A 3,400-nucleotide genomic window follows, 5' to 3' on the forward strand; every position below is an offset into this window, starting at 1 on the left:
GCCCGCCTCATCCGCGAGTACGAGGACGCCCTCCTCAACCCCTACATCGCCGCCGAACGCGGCTACATCGACGCCGTGATCAAACCCTCCGACACTCGCCGCCACATCGTCCGCGGCCTGCGTCAACTGCGCACCAAGCGGGAATCCCTGCCCCCGAAGAAGCACGGCAACATCCCCCTCTAGGCCCGCTGGGAGCCGTCATGAACATCAAGGTCGTCCGGGGCAACCCGACCCCCGAGGAGCTGGCCGCCGCACTGGCGGTGGTCCGCGCCCGCGCCGCGGCGGCGGCCGCCACGCCGCCCGGCGCGCCTTCGCCGCGTGACTCCTGGGCCGACCCGGCCCGCCTGGCCGGCCGGCGGGTGCCGCAGCCCGGCCCGACGTCGTGGTCGCGCACCTACTGGCCGGCCTGACCCTCGTCTCACAGCACGCCCGCGGCGGCTTCGGCCATCACCACGTATCCCGCGTCGTTCGGGTGCAGGTGATCGCCGAAGTCGTACGCCGGGCGCAGCCGGTCCCCGTCCTGGGGGTCGGCCAGCGCGCGGTGCAGGTCGGCCACCGCGTCGTACTCCCCCGAGGTGCGGATCCATTCGTTCAGTGCGTGGCCGGTCTTGGCCGCGCGTTCGCCCCAGTGGTCGGATCCGCCGAAGGGCAGCAGGGTCGCGCCGACGACCCTCCGCAGTCCGGCCTCGCGGGCCTGGCGGATCAACCGGCGGTGTCCCTCGATCAGTTCGGCGGACGTGACGACCGGGGCCGGCTTGTAGGTGGGCTGCTCGTCCGTCTCGCTGAAGCCGATGTCGTTCAGGCCGATCAGGACGACCAGCGTGTCCACGCCGGGGTGGGCGAGGACGTCCCGGGCCAGCCGGTGGACGGCCCTCTCGCCGTACCAGGAAGAGTCGTTGAGCAGCAGGTTGCCGCCGATGCCCGCGTTCAGGACGGGCCGTCCGGTGCGCGCGGCGAGCGCGTCCGGCCAGCGGCGGTCGGCGCCGGGGGTGGAGCCGAAGCCGTCGGTGATCGAGTCGCCGAGCAGGGCGATGCCGTCGCTGCGGCCGGCGTCGGTCTCCACGGCGGACAGTACGTACCAGGACTCGGTGACCTCGGGGAACGCCGTGCCGTCGGCTGCTGTGAGCAGGTCGCCCGGGCCCCGGTAGCTGGGCGTGAAGGCCTGCGCGTGGAAGGTCGCGGGCCCGGTCGCCCGATCGAAGTGGAGGGTGACCGTCAGCGACTCCCCCGCCGCGAGGGTCAGCTCGGCCGGGTCGCTGACGACCTGACCGCGCGCCGGGATGTCGGCGGCGTGCGCTCCGCCGAAGGTGAGCCGGCGCATGGAGTCCGGCTCGATCGAGGCCCCGTGCGCCGCCCGCGCGACGGACGCGCCCGCGATACGCAGCGGGGAGGTGCCGTAGGTGTGCGAGAGCCGGACGCGGACGCGGCCGCCGCCCGCGCTCAGGCGGACGACCTGGCGCAGCGACTGGCGCCAGAAGCCCTCGCGTGACCAGTTCGGGGTGAAGCCCTCGGTGGGCTGCTGGGGTGACGCGGTCCAGGCAGCGGTGAACATGACGCCTCCAAACGGAACGATGGTCCCTTTTACTAATGGGACTGTAGCACCGTTAACTGAAGATGAGTATGCGTACTCAGGCGACCTGCGCGGACGTCGCCGGACGATGGAAGGCATGCTGTGGTCCGACCCCGAGAACGAGCCGCCGGAAGAACTGCGGGAGATGCAGGAGAAACTGCGGCGGCTCGGCGTTCTCATGGCGCTGGCCATGGTGCTCGCGATGATCGTGATCGGGGTGAGGTGAGCGCACACCGGCGACGAGACCGGTGACGACATCCGTGACGCGCCCGCGGCTACGCTGACCGCATGACAGATCAGCCGCGCCGCCGACTCGTGCTCGCCTCCCAGTCACCCGCCCGGCTCGGACTGCTCCGGCAGGCCGGACTCGCCCCCGAGGTGATCGTCAGCGGCGTCGACGAGGACGCCGTGACCGCCCCCACCCCCGCCGAACTGGCCCTCGCCCTCGCCGAGGCCAAGGCCTCCGTGGTCGCCGCCAGGCCCGAGGTCCAGGGCGCGCTGGTGATCGGCTGCGACTCGGTCCTGGAGCTGGACGGCCAGGCGCTGGGCAAGCCCGCGGACGCCGAGGAGGCCACGGCCCGCTGGAAGGCGATGCGCGGCCGGACCGGGACCCTCCAGACGGGCCACTGCGTCTGGGACACGCAGGCGAAGCGGTACGTCTCCGCCACCGCGTCCACCGTCGTCCGCTTCGGCGAGCCGACGGACGAGGAGATCGCCGCGTACGTCGCCTCCGGGGAGCCGCTCTACGTCGCCGGCGCCTTCACCCTGGACGGGCGTTCCGCGCCGTTCATCGACGGCATCGAGGGCGACCACGGCAACGTCATCGGCATCAGCCTGCCGCTGGTGCGCCGCCTGCTGGCGGAACTGGGCGTCGGCATCACGGAGTTGTGGGCGCCGCCGGAGGAGTGACCGGCGAGCCGTCACCCGCGTCGTCGCCCCCGGCTTCCTCGCCGGGGGCCGGCTCGGCGTCGTACGTGACCAGGAGCAGCACGATCAGGCCGAGCACGACCATCATGAACGCGAACGCGCCGAAGCCCACCAGCCCCCACACGAACGCGCCCAGCAGCCCGTGCACCACGGCGGCGCTGACCAGCACGATGCGGCCGAACCCGGCGGGGGCCCGGTTGCGCACGGCGACGAGCAGGGCGACCACCCCGCACAGCAGGAAGTAGAGCCCGAAGACGACGCCGCCGATCTTCGAGGACGTCGCCATGACGTCCGGATCCAGACCGGCCAGGGACATGTGCTGCCTGTCGACGACATGACCGAGGAACCAGTTGAACCCGGCCACCCCGAAAGCCTCGAAGAAGAGCACGAGCGCCACCACCCATGCCACCGGCCTGCGCACCACGGTCGCCCACCCACCTTCGAGCGCGACTCGATCCGGCCGCGCCACTGTTACCCCGAGTACGTGCGATACATCGCGAACGCTACTAACCGGTAAACCCAGGGACAAGGGTCCTGCGCATGCCAACGAATCATTGGGCCATTCGTAGGGACTCCACAAAGAATCGGAGTGTTGCGCGGCACGCTCTCACAGAGACCTTGACCACAGATGGGGGCTAGGGTTTGCCGGAGGAGTCCTGCGTATAGCGGTGGGACAAGGGATTTCGCGGGTCGAGCGAGCCTCGAATCACGCTCCGTGTGGGCAAGCTCACCATTGGGGACGGGTCGAAGTGTCGTGTCGGCAGTCCCTAAACTCGGCTTGTTTCAAGGAGGGAGCCTCAATCGTGCGCAAGGTGCTCATCGCCAACCGTGGCGAAATCGCTGTCCGCGTGGCCCGGGCCTGCCGGGACGCGGGGATCGCGAGCGTGGCCGTCTACGCCGACC

At 71.1% G+C, this 3,400-nt stretch carries 7 protein-coding genes; 5 read left to right on the forward strand and 2 right to left on the reverse strand.

The window, feature by feature from the left end:
* The coding region (locus AB0E88_RS35690; RefSeq protein ID WP_361639398.1) for a carboxyl transferase domain-containing protein at positions 1-183 on the forward strand (183 nt) is incomplete at its 5' end.
* Between the two features lie 17 nt (positions 184-200).
* Positions 201-410, forward strand: coding sequence for an acyl-CoA carboxylase epsilon subunit (locus AB0E88_RS35695; protein WP_361639400.1), 210 nt, complete (start codon positions 201-203; stop codon positions 408-410).
* 8 nt (positions 411-418) lie between these two features.
* On the opposite strand, the gene AB0E88_RS35700 is transcribed toward AB0E88_RS35695, so the two are convergent.
* Positions 419-1,552: an SGNH/GDSL hydrolase family protein gene (locus tag AB0E88_RS35700; RefSeq protein WP_361639403.1), complete on the reverse strand. Its 1,134-nt coding sequence runs from the start codon at positions 1,550-1,552 to the stop codon at positions 419-421.
* A 115-nt stretch (positions 1,553-1,667) separates the two neighbouring features.
* Between AB0E88_RS35700 and AB0E88_RS35705 the strand changes: the two genes are divergently transcribed.
* Both AB0E88_RS35705 and AB0E88_RS35710 read left to right on the forward strand, forming a co-directional pair.
* A complete protein-coding gene (locus AB0E88_RS35705) occupies positions 1,668-1,796 on the forward strand; it encodes a hypothetical protein (protein WP_361639406.1) in 129 nt (42 codons plus the stop codon).
* 62 nt (positions 1,797-1,858) lie between these two features.
* Complete coding sequence (locus tag AB0E88_RS35710; RefSeq protein WP_361639409.1) at positions 1,859-2,479, forward strand: nucleoside triphosphate pyrophosphatase; 621 nt, start codon at positions 1,859-1,861, stop codon at positions 2,477-2,479.
* On the opposite strand, the gene AB0E88_RS35715 is transcribed toward AB0E88_RS35710, so the two are convergent.
* Positions 2,448-2,921: a hypothetical protein gene (locus AB0E88_RS35715; RefSeq protein WP_361639412.1), complete on the reverse strand. Its 474-nt coding sequence runs from the start codon at positions 2,919-2,921 to the stop codon at positions 2,448-2,450. The two genes, AB0E88_RS35710 and AB0E88_RS35715, sit on opposite strands and share 32 nt — an antisense overlap.
* Before the next feature lie 379 nt (positions 2,922-3,300).
* Between AB0E88_RS35715 and AB0E88_RS35720 the strand changes: the two genes are divergently transcribed.
* The coding region (locus tag AB0E88_RS35720) for a biotin carboxylase N-terminal domain-containing protein (RefSeq protein ID WP_157847070.1) at positions 3,301-3,400 on the forward strand (100 nt) is incomplete at its 3' end.

This window comes from Streptomyces sp. NPDC028635 (assembly GCF_040637635.1).
Lineage (GTDB): Bacteria > Actinomycetota > Actinomycetes > Streptomycetales > Streptomycetaceae > Streptomyces.